This window comes from Variovorax saccharolyticus (assembly GCF_030316765.1).
Classification (GTDB): domain Bacteria; phylum Pseudomonadota; class Gammaproteobacteria; order Burkholderiales; family Burkholderiaceae_C; genus Variovorax; species Variovorax saccharolyticus.
Genome location: NZ_JASZYT010000007.1, coordinates 91,457 through 108,027, shown reverse-complemented (window position 1 = coordinate 108,027; position 16,571 = coordinate 91,457). Strand labels below are relative to the sequence as shown.

Below are 16,571 nucleotides of genomic sequence, written 5' to 3'. Positions count from 1 at the left end.
TTTTACTACTCCACCTTCGCCTTCGCCCGCAGGTCTTCCTGGAACTTTTGCAGCCGCTGCTGCTGCAGTTGCTGCGTGACCTGCGGCTTGACTTCCTCGAGCTTGGGCAGTTGTGCCTGGCGGATGTCGTCGACGCGAATGATGTGGTAGCCGAACTGCGACTTGACCGGAACGGCCGTGGTTTCGCCCTTCTTGAGCTTGATCATGGCTTCCGAGAATTCGGGCACGAAGCTCGCCGGCGAGGCCCAGTCGAGGTCGCCACCGTTGGCGCCCGAACCCGGGTCCTTGCTCTGCTTCTTGGCGATGTCCTCGAACTTGGCGCCCTTCTTGAGGTCGGCCAGGATCTTGTTGGCCTGGTCCTCGGTCTCGACCAGGATGTGGCGGGCCTTGAATTCCTTGCCGCTGTTGGCGGCGACGAACTTGTCGTACTCGGCCTGCACTTCGGCGTCGGTCACCGGGTTGGTCTTGCGGAAGCTATCGAACAGCTGGCGGATCAGGATCGCCTGGCGCGCGAGTTCGAGCTGGTTCTTGTAGTCGTCGGTGGCATCGAGACCCTGCTTCTGGGCTTCCTGCATGAAGATTTCACGCGTGATCACTTCCTCGCGCAGCTGGCCCTGCATTTCAGGCGTGACCGGGCGGCCGGCAGCGGCCAGTTGCTGGGCCAGCACGTCCATGCGCGCCTTCGGCACGGCCTTGCCGTTGACGATGGCGGCGTTCTGCGCCAGGGCGGCGAACGGAATGGCGCCGACCAGGGTGGCGAGCGCGACGGCCTTCAGGATGTTTTTCTTCATAAGGGGAGGGGGTTGTCGCCGCACGACCGTGCGGGTGATGGGATCGACGCTTTAAAGCGTCTCGATGGCAAGCGCGTGGAGGCCCTGTGCGATGAAAAGTTGCAGCGCATCATACACAAGCCGATGGCGCGCCACGCGGGGCTTGCCGGCGAACAGCGGCGAGGCGATCCGGACCCGGAAATGGGTGCCGTAGCCCTCGGCGCCGGCGCCCGCATGGCCCGCATGGGCGGCGCTTTCGTCGATGACTTCGAGCTCCGTGGGCTGCAGCACTTCGCGCAGCCGCGCTTCGAGGTCGCTGGCGGTCGGGAGGCTCATGCTGCGGGCTTGTCCGATTTGAGATGGGGCGAAATGTAGAGCCCCTGCGCGATCAGGAACACGATCGGGAAGACATAGCCCCAGAGCTTGAAGTCGACCCAGGCCTCGGTCGTGAAATAGGCCGCGACGTAGCCGTTGAGGACCGCCATGAAGAGGCAGTAGGCGATCCAGGCGACGTTGAGCTTGCCCCAGACCGGGGTCGGCAGTTCGAGTTGCCCGCCCAGCAGCATCTTCAGGAAGTTCTTCTTGAAGCCCCACAGCGCGACCGCCAGCGCGATCGCCATGGCGCCGTAGAGCACGGTCGGCTTCCATTTGATGAAGCGATCGTCGTGCAACACGAGCGTCAGCGAGCCGAACAGCAGGATCAGCACCAGCGTGGCTTTCTGCATCGGCTGCAAGCGGCGCTCGGTGAACCAGATGATCGACATCTGCACCACGGTGGCAGCCATCAGCACGCCGGTCGCGGTGTAGATGTCGTAGAGCTTGAAGGCGCCGAAGAACAGCAGGATCGGGAAGAAGTCGAGGATGAGTTTCATGTTCGGGTTCAGTCGGTTTCGCGATCCTTGAACTCGAGCGAAGCCGAATTCATGCAGTAGCGCAGGCCGGTCTCGGTCGGTCCGTCGGGGAACACATGGCCCAGATGGGCGCCGCAGTTGGCGCAGACGTTCTCGGTGCGCACCATGCCGTGCGAGCGGTCGACGATGTTGCGGATCGCGCCGGGCACGGCCTCCTGCGAGAAGCTGGGCCAGCCGCAGCCGGCGTCGAACTTGGTGGCCGATTCGAACAGCTTGGCGCCGCAGCAGATGCAATGGTAGGTGCCGTCGCCCCAGTGGGCCTCGTACTTGCCGGTGAAGGGGCGCTCGGTGGCGGCGTGCCGGGTGATCTCGAAGGCGCCGCGCTCGGCGCCTTTTTCGGCCAGCAGGGCCTTCCATTCGGCATCGGTTTTCTGGACGGGTGAAGTCATGATGAACAGCTGATTTCGATCGTGGAGGCCCAGTCGGGCGGGAAGCCGGCAAACGCGTCGTGGCCGGGATGTTCGTCAAATGGGGTTTCGAGCAGGCTCAGCAAGGTGGCGACGCCGGAGAAATCCTTTTGTCCGGCGGCTTCGATCGCCTGCTGGCCCTGGTGGTTCCGCAGGACGAATTTTGGATTGCTGCGCAGCATCCGGGCGGCAGTTTCCGCGGCCGGCGCGCCGGCGCGGCGCTCGGCGTAGGTCTGCAGCCAGGCATCGAAGCCGGGCCGGTCGACGAACAGGTCGCGCACCGGCTCGAGGTCGCCGCTCGCCACGCCGTGGGACAGCCGGCGCCAGAAGATCGTGTAGTCGACCTTTTCCGGGGCCAGCAGCTTGAGCACGCCTTCGATCAGCGCGCGGTCGCCCTCGGCGGCCTCGGCGAGGCCCAGCTTGGCCCGCATCCGGGCCTCGAACTCGCGCGGGAACACGGTCTTGTACGACTCCAGCGCGGCGACCGCGACCTCCTGGTCGCCGATCAGCGGCAGCAGGGCCTGGGCCAGGCAGAACAGGTTCCAGTAGGCGACGTTGGGCTGCTGGTTGAAGGCGTAGCGGCCGGAGGTGTCGCTGTGGTTGCAGATGTGGCGCGGGTCGAAGCCGTCCAGGAACTGGAACGGCCCGTAGTCGATCGTGAGCCCGAGGATGCTCATGTTGTCGGTGTTCATCACGCCGTGGCAGAAGCCGACCGCCTGCCATTGGGCCAGCAGGGCGGCGGTGCGTTCGCTGACCGCCTCGAGCAACGCGGCATAGGCGTTGCCGTCGAAGCGCGAACTCGTGCGGCACTCCGGGTAGTAGCGGTCGATCACGTAGTCGGCCAGGGCGCGCAGTTCGTCGTTGCGCTGGTTGGCCGCGAAGTGCTCGAAGTGGCCGAAGCGGATGAAGCTGGGGGCGACCCGCGTCACGACGGCGGCGGTTTCGAGTTGCTCGCGGGCCACATGGGCGTCGGAGCCGGTCACGCACAGGGCCCGCGTGGTCGGGATTCCCAGGCCGTGCATGGCCTCGCTGCAGAGGAATTCGCGGATGCTCGAGCGCAGCACCGCCCGGCCGTCGCCCATGCGGGAGTAGGGCGTCGGGCCGGCGCCCTTGAGTTGCACCTCGAGCCCCCCGGCGGTTTCACCCAGAAAGATCGCGCGGCCATCGCCGAGTTGTCCGGCCCAGACGCCGAACTGGTGGCCGCTGTAGACGCTGGCGAACGGGCGGGTGCCCGCAACTGGCGAATTGCCGACAAAGGCGGCCAGGCCATCGTCGGATTGCAGCCAGGACGGGTCCAGGCCGAGTTCGTCGGCCACGCGGGCGCTGACGCCGACCCAGTAGGGGTCGGGCAGGGGACGTGGCTGGAGTTCGGTGAAGAAGGCGGGGCCCAGCGCCGAAAAGCCCGGGGCCCAGCGCAGACCCAGGTCGACCAGGTCCGCTTCGTCTGCAAGCATGCTCATGGGGGCGATTGTCCCGCAGCGGGCGAGACCCCGGACAGGAGAGGCCATCCCGGGCGTGGCAAAGTCGGTTAAAGTATATACATTGTCGATACATGGGGGTGTCATGCACGTGGTGATCAAGAAGTGGGGCAACAGCGCCTCGGTCCGGCTTCCGGCGTCCGTGATGAAGTCGCTCAACCTGCAACTCGATCAGACGGTGGATGTGCGCGACGAAGGTGGACGCATCGTGATCGAGCCGGTGCGCGACGCGGTCGACCTGGCGGACCTGCTGGCCGGGATCACGCCCGAGAACCTGCACGGCGAGGCCGAGTTCGGTCCGGCGGTCGGCAAGGAATGGTGATGGCGAGCCGCTACGTGCCCGAAACCGGGGACATCGTGTGGCTGCAGTTCGATCCGCAAGCCGGGCACGAGCAGTCCGGCCATCGCCCGGCACTGGTGCTGAGCCCGGCCGCCTACAACGGCAAGACCGGCTTGATGCTGTGCTGCCCGATGACGACGCAGATCAAGGGCTATCCCTTCGAGGTCCCGATTGCCGGCAGCCGGGCGACCGCGGTGCTCGCGGACCAAGTCAAGAGCCTGGACTGGAAGCTTCGGAGGGCGACCCGCAAGGGGCAGGTTTCGGCGCGAGAGTTGTCGGATGTCAGGGCCAGGATCCTGGTGCTGGTCGGGAAGCCCTGAGGCGCCAAGGCACCGCACTCAGCTCGGCACCGTGCCGCCATCAAGGCATCGAGCCCGGTACTGCGCCGGCGGCAATCCGAACCAGCGCTTGCAAGCCCTGAAAAAGTTGCTGCTGTCGACGAAGCCGAGCAGGTCGGCGACATCGGTCAGCGTGTGGCGCCGGTCGGCCAGGTACTGCTGGGCCAGCTCGCGCCGGGTCTGGTCGAGCAGGGCCTGGTAGGAACTCGATTCGGCCTGCAGCCGGCGCTGCAGGGTGCGCTCGGTGATGCCGAGGCCGGCGGCCACATCCTGCCGGCGCGGCTCGCCCGCGGGCAGCCGGCGCGCGATCTCCGTGCAGACCCGCCGGCTGATCGTGCTGTCGGCCAAGGTGATCAACTGCTCGTCGAGCAGGCGCTCGTGCAGCGCCGCCAGTGCCGGGTGCTGCGAAGGGATCGCCGCGCGCATGTCGGTCTCGGCCAGCAGCAGCCGGTTGGCGGCGGCGCCGAAGCGGATCGCGCAGCCGAAGGCGGCCCGGTGCGGCGCATCGCTCGGTGGCGCCGCGTACACGAACTCGACCGCCAGCGGCTGCAGTTCGCGCCGCGTCAGCCAGCCGCACAGCACCAGCATGGTCAGCATCCCGTACTCGACGCGCTGCCGCGGCACCGGACGGCGGCTGCCGACGTGGCCGAGCACCAGCCAGTGGCCGCGCGGCTCGGCTTCGAGCTCGAAGGTGGCGGCATCCGAGACCACCGCCAGGTAGCGCGCCAGCCGCTCCAGGCCCGCGTGCAAATGCGGGCTGCAGGTCATCGCGTGGCCCAGCATGTCGAGGTTGCCGTGGCGGGCGGCCAGTTCGCGCGAGAGGCCCAGCGTGGCCTTGCCGGAGCGGGCCACGGCCAGCTGCCACAGCTGGCTGATGTCGTCGGCCGGAAAGCGGGCTTCGGACCGCTCGATCCCGGTGGCGTCGAAGCCGCAGTCGCGCAGCAGTGACGGCACATCCAGACCTTCGGCCGCGAACATGTCGAGCACGCCCCGCAGCCAGGCGCCCGAACTGGTGCGCGGCAGGGCCGCCGGGGGCGCAGTTCGCACCGATTCCGATGCTGGCGTCTCTGAAGTCACTGGTTTGGCGCGCTAGCGATAGCAGGCATGGGACGGGTCGTTCCTAGAATTTTTCCGGGCTCGCGAAGAAGCCCAGAAGTATCGCGGCCAGCCCCGGCCGCGCGCATTCCGGATAACCCGACGAGGAGACAAGACATGACCACGACAACCCGGAAATGGGGCGCGGGATTGGTGCTACTGTGCGCCTTGATCGCCGCTTGCGGCGGATCGTCCGATCCCACTTTCAACGTTCCGCCGTCCGCGGCGGCCACGACACCGACCATGACGCCGACGACCGCCACCACCGTTCCCACGACGCCACCCGCCGAAGCGCCCACGGTGCGCAGCACCGCCCAGGGCAAGGTCGAAGGCGTGGACGACAGCGCCCGCTCGGGCACCTGGTCCTGGAAGGGCCTGCCGTTTGCCCGGCCGCCGGTCGGCGCGCTGCGCTGGCGGGCTCCGGCCGAGCCCGAAGCCTGGGCCGGCATCCGTCCGGCCAGGCAGTTCGGCAACCCCTGCCTGCAGAACGGCCGCATCTACGGCCCCGGCGCCAACAACACCTACGACGCCACCATCGCCAGCACGCTGAACACCCCGGTCGGCAGCGAGGACTGCCTGACGCTCAATATCTGGCGTCCCGCGAGCACCGACGAGAAGCTGCCGGTGCTGCTCTTCATCCACGGCGGCAGCAACATCTCGGGCTACACCGCCGACCCGGTCTACGACGGCGCCAACCTGGCGAAGAAGGCCAACGCGGTGATCGTCACGGCCAACTACCGCCTCGGCGTGCTGGGCTTCCTGAACCTGCCGCAGTTGCGCGTGGGCGGCACCGAAGGCGACGACTCGGGCAACTTCGCGCTGCTCGACAACCTGGCGGCGCTGCGCTACATCCAGAAGAACATCGCCGGCTTCGGCGGCGACGCCGGCAACGTCACGGTGATGGGGCAGTCGGCCGGCGCGATCAACCTGCTGGCCCTGATGGCGTCGCCGATGTCCAAGGGGCTGTTCCACAAGGCGATGCCTCTGTCGGGCGGCATCTCGCTGGCGAGCAACCTGCCGCCCGGCAGCCTGCCGACGCTGAATCCGGCCTCGGCCTACCTGGCGCAGGGCAACGGCCTGCTGCTGAACCTGCTGGTGGCGGATGGCAAGGCGGCCGACCTGGCCGCTGCCGCGACCTACGCCGCCGGGATGAGCGCTGCCGACGTCGCCGACTATCTGCGGGCCAAGGACGGCAGGACGATCCTGGGCACCGTGCTGGCCAAGGGCCTGACCGGCTCGGGCCCGATCCCGGACGGCGCGGTGCTGCCGACCGACCCGATCGCGGCGATGGCCGCCGGCCAGTACCTGAAGGTGCCGACCGTGGTGGGCGTCACGCGCGACGAGGGCAAGCTGTTCACGCCCTTCCTGCCGCTGGTCGGCGGCCCCAAGCCAGGCATCAAGATCGACGACGCGACGCGCTTCACGATGATGCAGAACTTCGACCCGGACGCGGCCACCACGCTGAGCTCGGCCGACATCATCGATGGTGTGTACCTGCCGGTGACGACGGCGGTCTCGGGCTACGACGCGATGACCGCGCGCATCACCAACGCCTTCATGGTGCCGAGCCGCGATAACCTGCTCAACACCCTGAAGACGCAGCAGTCGAACCTGTGGCACTACCAGTTCGACTGGGCCCAGCTGCCGCCGCCCTGGAACGAGGTCTACGGCGCCGCCCATGCCTTCGACCTGGGCTTCGTGTTCGGCAATTTCGGGCCCTCGCTGTTCTCCAACGCGAGCTTCAGCGCCGCCAACCGGCCCGGCAGGGAGGCGCTGTCGAACGCGATGATCGGCAGCATCGCCGCCTTCATGCGCACCGGCGATCCGAACAGCGCGGCACTCGGCACGACCTGGGCGCCGTGGCCCTCGCGGCTGCTGCTCGACGCCACCCCCGCCGCGGCGAGCATCTCGACCCTGTAGCCGGCCGCGCAGCGGTCTCCTCGGGGACCGGACTGCGGGTTTGCGGCATTGCACTGCAACACGGATTTGAAGGATTCTCGGCAGCAGCGGGGCGCCGGTGGTTACATTGGCTTTCCTCTCTGAATTACCAAGAATACTTACGCAAGGAGCTGATAGATGCTGGGTTTGATGCAGGACCAACCGTTGCTGATCTCGTCGCTGATCGAGTTCGCCGAGCGCCACCATGGCGACGCCGAGATCGTCTCGCGCCGGGTCGAGGGCGACATCCACCGCACGACGTGGCGCGAGGTCGCCGCGCGTTCACGACAGGTCGCCAACGCGCTGGAAGAGGAGCAGCTGCTCTTCAGCGACCGCATCGCCACGCTGGCCTGGAACGGCTATCGCCACCTGGAGCTCTACTATGGGGTCAGCGGTTCCGGCCGGGTGCTGCACACGATCAATCCGCGGCTGCACCCCGACCAGATCGCCTGGATCGCCAACCATGCCGAGGACCAGATCCTCTGCTTCGATCTTTCGTTCCTGCCGCTGGTGCAGGCAGTCCATGCCAAGTGCACCACGATCCGGAAGTGGATTGCGCTGTGTGATGCGGACAAGCTGCCGGCCGACAGCGGCGTGCCAAATCTCGTGAGCTACGAGGCCTGGATGGGCCAGCGCTCCGACGTCTATGCGTGGCCGACCTTCGACGAGAACTCGGCGTCGAGCATGTGCTACACGAGCGGCACCACGGGCAATCCCAAGGCCGCGCTCTACAGCCATCGCTCGACCCTGCTGCATGCCTACGCTGCGGCCCTGCCCGACGTGATGTGCATCTCGGCGCGCGACTCGGTGCTGCCGGTGGTGCCGATGTTCCACGTCAATGCCTGGGGCATCCCCTACTCGGCGGCCCTGGTCGGCGCCAAGGTGGTGTTCCCCGGCCCGGCGCTGGACGGCAAGTCGGTCTACGACCTGATCGAGGCCGAGAAGGTGACCTTCGCGGCTGGCGTGCCGACCGTCTGGCAGATGCTGCTGGGCCACCTGCAGGCCAACGGCCTCAGGTTCTCGAGCCTCAAGCGCACGGTGATCGGCGGCTCGGCCTGTCCGCCGGCCATGATCCACGCCTTCCAGGAGCTCTATGGCGTCGACGTGCTGCACGCCTGGGGCATGACCGAGATGTCGCCGCTGGGCACCCTCTGCACGCTCAAGAACAAGCACCTGACGCAGAGCGCCGAGCAGCAGACCGCGATCCGCATGAAGCAGGGGCGTGCAATCTTCGGCGTCGATATGAAGATCGTCGACGGCAGCGGCGAGGAGCTGCCCTGGGACGGCAAGGCCTACGGTGACCTGCTGGTCAAGGGGCCCTGGGTGGTCAAGGAGTACTTCAAGGGCGAGGGCGGCAACCCGCTGGTCGCCGATGCCCAGGACCGCGGCTGGTTCCCGACCGGCGACGTCGCGACCATCGACGCCGACGGCTTCCTGCAGATCACCGATCGCAGCAAGGACGTGATCAAGTCGGGCGGCGAATGGATCAGCTCGATCGACATCGAGAACGTCGCGGTGGCGCATCCGGCGATCGCCATGGCCGCGTGCATCGGCGTGGCGCATCCCAAGTGGGACGAGCGGCCGATCGTGGTCGTGGTGAAGAAGCCGGGCGCCGAGGTGTCGCGCGACGAACTGATCGCCTTCTACCAGGGCAAGACGGCCAAGTGGCAGATCCCTGACGACGTGGTGTTCGTGGAGGCGATTCCGCTCGGCGCCACCGGCAAGATCCTGAAGACACGGTTGCGCGAACAACTGCGCGACTACAAGCTTCCGGGGGCCTGAAAACCGGCAGATCCTACCCGCGAGTAGCACCCATCGAATGCAGGCTGTCGCATGGGTGATAGAAACCGGCCCGCAAGCGCAATCCTTACGGGCATTCCCTGACGGGCGGGCCTACAAACACTTGTAATCTCGCCCAGCCTTGACCGCTTGACCTAGGAGACATAGATTGAAATTCGCTCTCAAAATCGCTACCGCCGCCATCCTCGTCGCGAGCGCCACGGGCGCCTTCGCCCAGAAGGGCGAGACCGTGAAGATCGCATGGCTCGACCCGCTGTCGGGCCTGATGGCTGCCGTCGGCACCAACCAGCTCAAGACCTTCCAGTTCCTGACTGAAGAGTTCAACAAGAAGAATGCGGCCGGGGTCAAGTTCGAGATCATCGGCATCGACAACAAGCTCAGCCCGCAGGAGACCACCAGCGCGCTGCGCTCGGCCATGGACCAGGGCGCACGCTACGTGGTGCAAGGCAACGGCTCCGGCCCCGCGCTGGCCATCATCGACGCGCTCGAGAAGAACAACGCCCGCAACCCGGGCAAGGAAGTGCTCTACCTGAACTACGCGGCGGTCGATCCCGACCTGACCAACAGCAAGTGCAGCTACTGGCACTTCCGCCTCGACGCCGACACCTCCATGAAGATGGAAGCGCTGACCACCTTCATGAAGGAGCAGCCGGACGTCAAGAAGGTCTACCTGCTCAACCAGAACTACTCGCACGGCGTGCAGGTGGCCAAGTTCGCCAAGGAGAACCTGGCGCGCAAGCGGCCCGACGTCCAGATCGTCGGCGAAGACCTGCACCCGCTGGCGCAGGTGCGCGACTTCTCGCCGTACATCGCCAAGATCAAGGCCTCGGGCGCCGACACCGTGATCACGGGCAACTGGGGCTCCGACCTGGCGCTGCTGATCAAGGCGGCCAACGACGCCGGCCTCAACAACGTCAAGTTCTACACCTACTACGGCACGGTCAGCGGCACGCCGACCGCGATGGGTGCGGCTTCGGCCGGCAAGGTGTTCCAGGTCGGCTACGGCCACTACAACATGGGTGGCGACATCCAGCGCCTGAGCACCGAGTTCAACAAGAAGTTCAAGGAAGACCTCTACACCTCGGCCGCCTACACCTCGCTGCAGATGCTGGTCGACGGCTTCGTCAAGGCCAAGTCGACCGACCCGGTCAAGGTGGCTGCGGCGCTGGAGGGCATGCGCTTCAAGAGCTTCAACGGCGACGTCGAGATGCGCAAGACCGACCACCAGCTGCAGCAGGGCCTTTACGTGTCCAAGTGGGAGAAGGCCGGCGGCAAGTTCCCGATCGACTCCGAGAACACCGGCTACACCTTCGTGCCGGTCAAGTACTACGAGCCCTACGTGGCCAGCACGCCGACCTCCTGCGAGATGAAGCGGCCCAGCCCCTGAGCCCTTGATCCTCCGCTGACCGGTCGAGGCCCGACTTCAACACTCGGGCCTTTTTCTTTTCCCTTGCGACTCCGAGGAACGATGAACGTCGAATTTTTCGTCATCTCGCTGCTCAACGGCGTGAGCTACGGCTTGCTGTTGTTCATGCTGAGCTCTGGCCTGACGCTGATCTTCAGCATGATGGGTGTGCTCAATTTCGCGCACACCAGCTTCTACATGCTGGGGGCCTACGTGGCCTACACGCTCTCCGGCATCATCGGCTTCTGGCCGGCCCTGTTCATCGCGCCGCTGCTGGTCGGCGCCCTGGGCGCCGCCTTCGAGCGCTACAGCCTGCGCCGCGTCCACAAGTTCGGCCACGTGCCCGAACTGCTGGTGACTTTCGGCCTCTCGTTCCTGATCCTCGAAGTGGTGCAGCTCGTCTGGGGCCGTTCCACCGTGCCCTACGCGCTGCCGACGCAGTTGCAGGGGCCGCTCTTCACGCTGTTCGGAACCCAGTTCCCGAAGTCGCGCTCCTTCATCATGCTGGTCGCGCTGCTGATGCTGCTGTCGGTCTGGCTGCTGCTCACGCGCACCCGCATCGGCCTCGTGATCCAGGCCGCGCTCAAGCATCCCGAGATGGTCGAGGCGCTGGGCCACAACGTGCCACGCGTCTTCATGCTGGTGTTCGGCGGCGGCGCCGCGCTGGCCGCGCTGGCCGGCGTGGTGGGCGGCAACACCTACGTGACCGAACCGGCCATGGCGGCCTCGGTGGGCTCGATCATCTTCGTGGTCGTGGTGGTCGGCGGCCTCGGCTCGCTGGCCGGCGCCTTCCTGGCGTCGCTGCTGATCGGCATCGTCCAGACCTTCGCGGTCGCGCTCGACCAGTCGCTGGCCACCGGCCTGCAGGCGCTCGGCGTCGCGGTGACCGAAAGCACCTTCGGCTACCCGCTGCTCAAGCTCACGATCTCGCAGGTGGCTCCGATCCTTCCCTATCTCTTCCTGGTCCTGATCCTGATCTTCAGGCCCAAGGGCCTGCTCGGCACGCGGGAGGATTGACATGAGTGCAAGCCAAGGCATGACCACGCAGTACTACCGCTTCAAGCCCCTGAACATCGGGCGCTTCCTCGTCTGGTCGCTGTTCGCGATCGTCCTGATCGTGGCGCCGATGGTCTTCAAGACCAGCCTGGCGCTGACGATGCTCTCGCAGATGGGCTATCTCATCATCATCTGCCTGAGCTACAACATCCTGCTCGGGCAGGGCGGCATGCTGAGCTTCGGGCATGCGGTCTATGTCGGGCTCGGCTCCTTCATCGCGATCCATGCGATGAACTTCGCCGGCAAGGGCGTGCTGCCCATTCCCCTGGTGCTGATCCCGGTGGTGGGCGGACTGGCCGGCATGTTCTTCGCGATCATCCTGGGCTTCGTGACGACCAAGAAGTCGGGCACCACCTTCGCGATGATCACGCTGGGCATCGGCGAGCTGGTGGCGTCGATGGCGCTGATGTTCCCGGGCTTCTTCGGCGGCGAGGGCGGCATCACGACCGACCGCGTCTACGGCAAGCCCTTCTTCGGCGTCACCTTCGGGCCGCAGATCCAGGTCTACTACCTGATCGCCGTCTACTGCTTCGTCTGCACCGCGCTGATGTATGCCTTCACGGGCACGCCGCTCGGCCGCATCCTGAACGCGGTGCGCGACAACCCGGAGCGGGTCGAGTTCATTGGCTACAACACGCAGCGGGTGCGCTACTTCGCCTTCATCATCGCCGGCTTCTTCGCCGGCGTCGGTGGCGGGCTGGCGGCGATCAACTTCGAGATCGTCAACGCGGCCGACAGCCTGAATGCGCTGCGCTCGGGCAGCTACCTGCTGTTCACCTTCCTGGGCGGGGCGATCTTCTTCTTCGGGCCGATCATCGGCGCCGTGCTGCTGGTGTTCGCCGCGGTGCTGCTGTCGGAGCTCTCCAAGGCCTGGCAGCTGTACTTCGGGCTGGTCTTCGTCTTCATGGTGATGTTCGCGCCGGGCGGCATCGCCAGCTTGGTGATGATGAACCTGCGCGTGGCCAAGTTCGGCAAGTTCAAGCAATTCTGGCCGCTCTACGGCGGCCTGCTGGTGACGATCATCCCGGTGGTGATCGGCGCCGCCGCCCTCATCGAAATGATCTATCACATCCAGCTCAATTCGGCCCTGGGGCCGAACCTCCCGTTCATGGGCGTTTCGCTCGACACCTCCGGCATGGCCAGCTGGTTCGGCGCCTCGCTGATCATGGTCGTCGGGCTCATCGCGCTCGAGTTCGTGCGGCGGCGCTTCGTGCGGGCCTGGGGCACCGCGCAGGAGCAGATCGAGGCCGAGATCAAGCGGAGGGAACACGCATGACCCACGCCTTGGAACTCAAGTCGCTGCGCAAGAACTTCGGCAAGACCGAGATCATCCGCGGCGTCGACCTGGCCGTGGAGGCCGGTGAGCGGATCGCGATCATCGGCCCGAACGGCGCCGGCAAGTCGACCCTGTTCAACCTGATCAGCGGCCGGCTCGCGCCCAGCAGCGGCGAGGTGCTGCTCAATGGCCAGCGCATCGATGGCAAGAAGCCGTTCGAGATCAACCGGCTCGGGCTGTCGCGCAGCTTCCAGATCACCAACATCTTCCCGAAGCTCAGCGTCTTCGAGAACCTGCGCTGCGGCGTGCTGTGGAGCCTGGGCTACCGCTACAGCTTCCTGCGCTTCCTGTCGAACCTGCACGATGCCAACGCGCGCACCGAGGAGCTGATCCACCAGGTCGGCCTGGACCGCAAGCGCGACGTGCAGGCCGTGAACCTCACCTACGCCGAGCAGCGGGCGCTGGAGATCGGCGTCACGATCGCCGGCGGCGCCAATGTGATCCTGCTCGACGAGCCGACCGCCGGCATGAGCAAGACCGAGACCTCGCACTTCATCGCGCTGATCAAGCAGGTCACGGTCGGCAAGACGCTGCTCACCGTGGAGCACGACATGGGCGTGGTGTTCGGCCTGGCCGACAAGATCGCGGTGGTGGTCTACGGCGAGGTGATCGCCTTCGACACGCCGGCCGCGGTGCGCGCCAATGCGCGGGTGCAGGAGGCCTATCTGGGCTCCTCCGTTGCCGATGCCCAGGGCGGAGGACACTGACATGCTCAAGCTACAAGACATCCACGCCTATTACGGCAAGAGCCATGTGTTGCATGGTGTTTCGTTCGACGTCGGCCCCGGCGAGATCGTTGCGCTGCTGGGCCGCAACGGCTCGGGCCGCTCGACCACCGCCAAGGCGATCATGGGCCTGGTGCATGCCGAAGGCACGCTGCGCTGGAAGGACAAGGACATCCTGCGCCGCAAGGCCTACGAGATCGCCCACCTCGGCATCGGCTACGTGCCCGAGAACCGCGACATCTTTCCCAAGCTCACGGTGCACCAGAACCTGCTGCTGGGGCAGAAGGGGACGGGGAAGGGCAGCCGCTGGTCCTTCGACGACATGTACGGCATGTTTCCGCGGCTCAAGGAGCGCCAGCACACCGAGGCCGGCGTGCTGTCGGGGGGCGAGCAGCAGATGCTGACCCTGTGCCGCACGCTGATGGGCGACCCCGACCTGATCATCATCGACGAGCCGACCGAAGGCCTGGCGCCGAAGATCGTCGAACTGGTCGGCCAGTACCTGCGCACCCTCAAGGACAAGGGCATCTCGGTGCTGCTGATCGAACAGAAGTTGACCATCGCGATGCAGATCTCCGACCGCGCGCTGGTGATGGGGCACGGCAGCATCGTCTTCGACGGCACGCCCGACAGCCTCAGGGCCGATGCCACTACCCGCAAGGAATGGTTGGAGGTTTAATCTCCTGCCCACCCTTGTCTCGGCAGCGACTTGGCCGGCTTGCCCGGTCATCCGAAACGCCTAGAATTCGGTAAAAAAAGAACACTCGTGCTTTTTATGTGCGGGGGCAGGGCGCCGAGGGGCGCCATGCCCTCGAACCCGTTTTTTCGATCCTCTCCCATCCCAAAGGAACGCAGCATGACGGCTGAATACAAAGTGCTCGGCGATGTCGCCGTGATCACGCTGAACAATCCCCCGGTCAACGGCCTCGGCTTCTCGACCCGCGTCGGCATCACCGACGGGCTCTCCAAGGCCATCGACGACCCGGCCGTCAAATCGATCGTCATCACCGGCGAGGGCAAGGCCTTCTCGGGCGGCGCAGACATCAAGGAATTCGGCACGCCCAAGGCGCTTCAGGAGCCGAACCTGCTGAGCGTCATCCTGGCGCTCGAGGCCTCGACCAAGCCGATCGTGGCGGCGATCCATTCCGTGTGCATGGGCGGCGGCCTCGAACTGGCCCTGGGCTGCCACTACCGCGTGGCCGCGCCGGGCACCAGCATCGCGCTGCCCGAGGTCAAGCTGGGCCTGCTGCCCGGCGCCGGCGGCACGCAGCGCCTGCCGCGCGTGCTGGGCGTGGAGACCGCGCTCAACATGATCGTCAGCGGCGAGGCCGTCAAGAGCGAGGTGCTGGCCTCGCTGCCGGGCCAGAAGCTGTTCGACAAGCTCTCCGGATCGGCCGAGTCGCTGTTCGACGAAGCGCTGGAATTCGCCAAGTCCGTGGCCGGCAAGACCGCCGACGCGCTGCCGCTGGTGCGCAACCTGCCGTGCAAGCACCCGCAGGGCGACGCCTACTTCCAGTTCACCAAGAACATGGTCGGCGGCATGTCGAAGAACTACCCGGCACCGCTGAAGTGCGTCGATGCCGTGCAGGCCGCCACCAAGCTGAAGTTCGACGAAGGCATGGCCGAGGAGCGCCGCCTCTTCACCGCGCTGATGTTCACGCCCGAGTCCGCGGCGCTGCGCCACCTGTTCATGGCCGAGCGCGCCGCCTCGCGCATTCCCGACGTCGCCGACGACACGCCGCAGCGCGCGATCAAGTCGGTCGGCGTGATCGGCGCCGGCACCATGGGCGGCGGCATCTCGATGAACTTCCTGAACGCCGGCATCCCGGTCAAGATCCTCGAGATGAAGCAGGAAGCGCTCGACCGCGGCGTGGCCGTCATCAAGAAGAACTACGAAGCCCAGGTCAAGAAGGGCAAGCTCAAGCAGGACAAGTACGAGCAGCGCATGGCGCTCTTGAGCACGACGCTGAGCTACGACGAACTGAAGGACGCCGACCTGATCATCGAGGCCGTGTTCGAAGAGCTCGGCGTCAAGGAAGCGGTGTTCAAGGAACTGGACCGCGTCGCCAAGCCCGGCGCCATCCTGGCCTCCAATACCTCGACGCTCGACGTCGACAAGATCGCCGCCTTCACGAAGCGTCCGCAGGACGTGGTCGGCATGCACTTCTTCAGCCCGGCGAACGTCATGAAGCTGCTCGAAGTGGTGCGCGGCAAGGCGACCGCCAAGAACGTGCTGGCCACGGTCATGACGGTGGCCAAGAAGATCAAGAAGACCGCCGTGGTTTCCGGCGTCTGCGACGGCTTCATCGGCAACCGCATGATCGAGCAGTACTCGCGCCAGGCGGGCTTCCTGCTCGACGAAGGCGCGACGCCGCAGCAGGTCGACCGCGCGATCGAGAAGTTCGGCTTCGCGATGGGCCCGTTCCGCATGGGCGACCTGGCCGGCAACGACATCGGCTGGGCGATCCGCAAGCGCCGCGCGACCGAGATCGCCGACATGAAGTACAGCCGCACGGCCGACAAGCTCTGCGAACTGGGCCGCTTCGGCCAGAAGACCGGGGCAGGGTGGTACGACTACCAGGCCGGCAAGCGCGATGCGATCCCGTCCGAACTCGTCAACAAGATGATCGAGGACCACCGCAAGGAAATCGGCATCACGCCGCGCAAGATCTCCGACGAGGAGATCGTCCAGCGCCTGGTCTATTCGCTGGTCAACGAAGGCGCGCACATCCTCGAGGACGGCATCGCCTCGAAGTCGGGCGACATCGACATGGTCTACCTCACGGGCTACGGCTTCCCGATCTGGCGCGGCGGCCCGATGCACTATGCGTCGCAGGTCGGCCTCTTCAACGTGGCCGAGTCGATGAAGCGCTTTGCGCGGAATCCGCATGACGACGCGAAGTTCTGGCAGCCCGCCCCGCTGATCCAGAAGCTGGTGGCCGAAGGCAAGAGCTTCAGCTGAACCGGGAACG

General features: G+C 66.2%; 16 protein-coding genes. 10 read left to right on the top strand and 6 right to left on the bottom strand.

Going from position 1 to position 16,571, the window contains the following annotated elements; translation table 11 throughout:
* Positions 1 to 5: 5 nt before the first annotated feature.
* From QTI45_RS21160 to QTI45_RS21140, 5 genes are read right to left on the bottom strand one after another with little or no spacing between them, the layout of a single operon-like run.
* Complete coding sequence (locus tag QTI45_RS21160; protein ID WP_286655793.1) at positions 6 to 791, bottom strand: foldase protein PrsA; 786 nt, start codon at positions 789 to 791, stop codon at positions 6 to 8.
* Between the two features lie 51 nt (positions 792 to 842).
* On the bottom strand, positions 843 to 1,106 hold the full coding sequence (locus tag QTI45_RS21155; protein WP_286655792.1) for a BolA family protein: 264 nt from the start codon (positions 1,104 to 1,106) through the stop codon (positions 843 to 845).
* Positions 1,103 to 1,642: a septation protein A gene (locus tag QTI45_RS21150; RefSeq protein ID WP_286655791.1), complete on the bottom strand. Its 540-nt coding sequence runs from the start codon at positions 1,640 to 1,642 to the stop codon at positions 1,103 to 1,105. The genes QTI45_RS21155 and QTI45_RS21150 overlap by 4 nt, the downstream gene beginning before the upstream one ends.
* 8 nt (positions 1,643 to 1,650) lie before the next feature.
* Positions 1,651 to 2,070: a peptide-methionine (R)-S-oxide reductase MsrB gene (msrB, locus tag QTI45_RS21145; RefSeq protein ID WP_286655790.1), complete on the bottom strand. Its 420-nt coding sequence runs from the start codon at positions 2,068 to 2,070 to the stop codon at positions 1,651 to 1,653.
* Positions 2,067 to 3,548 (bottom strand): protein adenylyltransferase SelO, encoded by a 1,482-nt coding sequence (locus QTI45_RS21140; RefSeq protein ID WP_286655789.1) that lies wholly within the window; start codon positions 3,546 to 3,548, stop codon positions 2,067 to 2,069. The genes msrB and QTI45_RS21140 overlap by 4 nt, the downstream gene beginning before the upstream one ends.
* Positions 3,549 to 3,651: 103 nt before the next feature.
* On the opposite strand from QTI45_RS21140, the gene QTI45_RS21135 reads away from it, so the two are divergent.
* Together QTI45_RS21135 and mazF are read left to right on the top strand one after the other, a co-directional pair.
* Positions 3,652 to 3,888, top strand: coding sequence for an AbrB/MazE/SpoVT family DNA-binding domain-containing protein (locus QTI45_RS21135; protein WP_286367922.1), 237 nt, complete (start codon positions 3,652 to 3,654; stop codon positions 3,886 to 3,888).
* Positions 3,888 to 4,226 carry an endoribonuclease MazF gene (gene mazF, locus QTI45_RS21130; RefSeq protein WP_286655788.1) on the top strand — a complete coding sequence of 113 codons (339 nt, stop codon included), beginning with the start codon at positions 3,888 to 3,890 and terminating at the stop codon, positions 4,224 to 4,226. Before QTI45_RS21135 ends, mazF begins: the two co-directional genes overlap by 1 nt.
* A gap of 18 nt (positions 4,227 to 4,244) precedes the next feature.
* On the opposite strand, the gene QTI45_RS21125 is transcribed toward mazF, so the two are convergent.
* Positions 4,245 to 5,222: an AraC family transcriptional regulator gene (locus QTI45_RS21125; RefSeq protein ID WP_286655987.1), complete on the bottom strand. Its 978-nt coding sequence runs from the start codon at positions 5,220 to 5,222 to the stop codon at positions 4,245 to 4,247.
* Between the two features lie 234 nt (positions 5,223 to 5,456).
* Here QTI45_RS21125 and QTI45_RS21120 point away from each other — a divergent pair, with 234 nt between their 5' ends.
* The 8 genes from QTI45_RS21120 (at position 5,457) to QTI45_RS21085 (ending at position 16,561) form a co-directional block, all read left to right on the top strand.
* Positions 5,457 to 7,259: a carboxylesterase/lipase family protein gene (locus QTI45_RS21120; RefSeq protein ID WP_444813301.1), complete on the top strand. Its 1,803-nt coding sequence runs from the start codon at positions 5,457 to 5,459 to the stop codon at positions 7,257 to 7,259.
* A 156-nt stretch (positions 7,260 to 7,415) separates the two neighbouring features.
* Complete coding sequence (locus tag QTI45_RS21115; protein WP_286655787.1) at positions 7,416 to 9,059, top strand: 3-(methylthio)propionyl-CoA ligase; 1,644 nt, start codon at positions 7,416 to 7,418, stop codon at positions 9,057 to 9,059.
* A gap of 166 nt (positions 9,060 to 9,225) precedes the next feature.
* On the top strand, positions 9,226 to 10,464 hold the full coding sequence (locus QTI45_RS21110; RefSeq protein WP_286367918.1) for a branched-chain amino acid ABC transporter substrate-binding protein: 1,239 nt from the start codon (positions 9,226 to 9,228) through the stop codon (positions 10,462 to 10,464).
* 81 nt (positions 10,465 to 10,545) lie between these two features.
* Positions 10,546 to 11,499 (top strand): branched-chain amino acid ABC transporter permease, encoded by a 954-nt coding sequence (locus QTI45_RS21105; protein WP_286367917.1) that lies wholly within the window; start codon positions 10,546 to 10,548, stop codon positions 11,497 to 11,499.
* Position 11,500: 1 nt separating this feature from the next.
* Complete coding sequence (locus QTI45_RS21100; protein WP_286655786.1) at positions 11,501 to 12,814, top strand: branched-chain amino acid ABC transporter permease; 1,314 nt, start codon at positions 11,501 to 11,503, stop codon at positions 12,812 to 12,814.
* Complete coding sequence (locus QTI45_RS21095; protein WP_286655785.1) at positions 12,811 to 13,581, top strand: ABC transporter ATP-binding protein; 771 nt, start codon at positions 12,811 to 12,813, stop codon at positions 13,579 to 13,581. The genes QTI45_RS21100 and QTI45_RS21095 overlap by 4 nt, the downstream gene beginning before the upstream one ends.
* A gap of 1 nt (position 13,582) precedes the next feature.
* Positions 13,583 to 14,278: an ABC transporter ATP-binding protein gene (locus QTI45_RS21090; RefSeq protein ID WP_286367914.1), complete on the top strand. Its 696-nt coding sequence runs from the start codon at positions 13,583 to 13,585 to the stop codon at positions 14,276 to 14,278.
* A 177-nt stretch (positions 14,279 to 14,455) separates the two neighbouring features.
* On the top strand, positions 14,456 to 16,561 hold the full coding sequence (locus QTI45_RS21085; RefSeq protein WP_286655784.1) for a 3-hydroxyacyl-CoA dehydrogenase NAD-binding domain-containing protein: 2,106 nt from the start codon (positions 14,456 to 14,458) through the stop codon (positions 16,559 to 16,561).
* Positions 16,562 to 16,571 lie beyond the last annotated feature (10 nt).

Coding starts and splice junctions, on each gene's coding strand:
- QTI45_RS21160 (WP_286655793.1), bottom strand. CDS start 791: ATGAAGAAAAACATCCTGAAGGCCGTCGCGCTCGCCACCCTGGTCGGC.
- QTI45_RS21155 (WP_286655792.1), bottom strand. CDS start 1,106: ATGAGCCTCCCGACCGCCAGCGACCTCGAAGCGCGGCTGCGCGAAGTG.
- QTI45_RS21150 (WP_286655791.1), bottom strand. CDS start 1,642: ATGAAACTCATCCTCGACTTCTTCCCGATCCTGCTGTTCTTCGGCGCC.
- msrB (WP_286655790.1), bottom strand. CDS start 2,070: ATGACTTCACCCGTCCAGAAAACCGATGCCGAATGGAAGGCCCTGCTG.
- QTI45_RS21140 (WP_286655789.1), bottom strand. CDS start 3,548: ATGAGCATGCTTGCAGACGAAGCGGACCTGGTCGACCTGGGTCTGCGC.
- QTI45_RS21135 (WP_286367922.1), top strand. CDS start 3,652: ATGCACGTGGTGATCAAGAAGTGGGGCAACAGCGCCTCGGTCCGGCTT.
- mazF (WP_286655788.1), top strand. CDS start 3,888: ATGGCGAGCCGCTACGTGCCCGAAACCGGGGACATCGTGTGGCTGCAG.
- QTI45_RS21125 (WP_286655987.1), bottom strand. CDS start 5,222: ATGTTCGCGGCCGAAGGTCTGGATGTGCCGTCACTGCTGCGCGACTGC.
- QTI45_RS21120 (WP_444813301.1), top strand. CDS start 5,457: ATGACCACGACAACCCGGAAATGGGGCGCGGGATTGGTGCTACTGTGC.
- QTI45_RS21115 (WP_286655787.1), top strand. CDS start 7,416: ATGCTGGGTTTGATGCAGGACCAACCGTTGCTGATCTCGTCGCTGATC.
- QTI45_RS21105 (WP_286367917.1), top strand. CDS start 10,546: ATGAACGTCGAATTTTTCGTCATCTCGCTGCTCAACGGCGTGAGCTAC.
- QTI45_RS21100 (WP_286655786.1), top strand. CDS start 11,501: ATGAGTGCAAGCCAAGGCATGACCACGCAGTACTACCGCTTCAAGCCC.
- QTI45_RS21095 (WP_286655785.1), top strand. CDS start 12,811: ATGACCCACGCCTTGGAACTCAAGTCGCTGCGCAAGAACTTCGGCAAG.
- QTI45_RS21090 (WP_286367914.1), top strand. CDS start 13,583: ATGCTCAAGCTACAAGACATCCACGCCTATTACGGCAAGAGCCATGTG.
- QTI45_RS21085 (WP_286655784.1), top strand. CDS start 14,456: ATGACGGCTGAATACAAAGTGCTCGGCGATGTCGCCGTGATCACGCTG.